This is a genomic window from Vreelandella titanicae BH1 (assembly GCF_000336575.1).
GTDB classification, from domain to species: Bacteria; Pseudomonadota; Gammaproteobacteria; order Pseudomonadales; family Halomonadaceae; genus Vreelandella; species Vreelandella titanicae.
The window spans coordinates 1-1,668 of the sequence record NZ_AOPO01000038.1; the positions used below are offsets into that span (position 1 = coordinate 1).

At 54.4% G+C, this 1,668-nt stretch carries 1 rRNA gene; it reads right to left on the minus strand.

Features of this window, described 5'->3' with window-relative positions:
* Nucleotides 1-50: 50 nt before the first annotated feature.
* A 16S ribosomal RNA gene (locus HALTITAN_RS24330) occupies nucleotides 51-1,583 on the minus strand.
* Nucleotides 1,584-1,668: the final 85 nt, after the last annotated feature.

Consider the following 1,668-nt stretch of genomic DNA (forward strand, 5'->3'; position numbering starts at 1 on the left):
TTCTGATCAGGTAATTCATTGTGGACGCTTACTGACTGTGACGCATCGTTTAAGGAGGTGATCCAGCCGCAGGTTCCCCTACGGCTACCTTGTTACGACTTCACCCCAGTCATGAACCACACCGTGGTGATCGCCCTCTTGCGTTAGGCTAACCACTTCTGGTGCAGTCCACTCCCATGGTGTGACGGGCGGTGTGTACAAGGCCCGGGAACGTATTCACCGTGACATTCTGATTCACGATTACTAGCGATTCCGACTTCACGGAGTCGAGTTGCAGACTCCGATCCGGACTGAGACCGGCTTTAAGGGATTCGCTGACTCTCGCGAGCTCGCAGCCCTTTGTACCGGCCATTGTAGCACGTGTGTAGCCCTACCCGTAAGGGCCATGATGACTTGACGTCGTCCCCACCTTCCTCCGGTTTGTCACCGGCAGTCTCCTTAGAGTTCCCGACATTACTCGCTGGCAAATAAGGACAAGGGTTGCGCTCGTTACGGGACTTAACCCAACATTTCACAACACGAGCTGACGACAGCCATGCAGCACCTGTCTTACAGTTCCCGAAGGCACACCAGAATCTCTTCCGGCTTCTGTAGATGTCAAGGGTAGGTAAGGTTCTTCGCGTTGCATCGAATTAAACCACATGCTCCACCGCTTGTGCGGGCCCCCGTCAATTCATTTGAGTTTTAACCTTGCGGCCGTACTCCCCAGGCGGTCGACTTATCGCGTTAACTTCGCCACAAAGTGCTCTAGGCACCCAACGGCTGGTCGACATCGTTTACGGCGTGGACTACCAGGGTATCTAATCCTGTTTGCTACCCACGCTTTCGCACCTCAGTGTCAGTGTCAGTCCAGAAGGCCGCCTTCGCCACTGGTATTCCTCCCGATCTCTACGCATTTCACCGCTACACCGGGAATTCTACCTTCCTCTCCTGCACTCTAGCCTGACAGTTCCGGATGCCGTTCCCAGGTTGAGCCCGGGGCTTTCACAACCGGCTTATCAAGCCACCTACGCGCGCTTTACGCCCAGTAATTCCGATTAACGCTTGCACCCTCCGTATTACCGCGGCTGCTGGCACGGAGTTAGCCGGTGCTTCTTCTGCGAGTGATGTCTTTCCTACCGGGTATTAACCGATAGGCGTTCTTCCTCGCTGAAAGTGCTTTACAACCCGAGGGCCTTCTTCACACACGCGGCATGGCTGGATCAGGGTTGCCCCCATTGTCCAATATTCCCCACTGCTGCCTCCCGTAGGAGTTCGGGCCGTGTCTCAGTCCCGATGTGGCTGATCATCCTCTCAGACCAGCTACGGATCGTTGCCTTGGTAAGCCATTACCTTACCAACTAGCTAATCCGACATAGGCTCATCCAATAGCGGGAGCCGAAGCCCCCTTTCTCCCGTAGGACGTATGCGGTATTAGCCTGGGTTTCCCCAGGTTATCCCCCACTATCGGGCAGATTCCTATGCATTACTCACCCGTCCGCCGCTCGTCAGCGGGTAGCAAGCTACCCCTGTTACCGCTCGACTTGCATGTGTTAGGCCTGCCGCCAGCGTTCAATCTGAGCCATGATCAAACTCTTCAGTTTAAGATCTATGTGATCCTTACATGTCACCCGAGGGCAACAAAAGCGGATCAAACTTGGCTCAAGGTTCAAACGAATTCATTCAAAA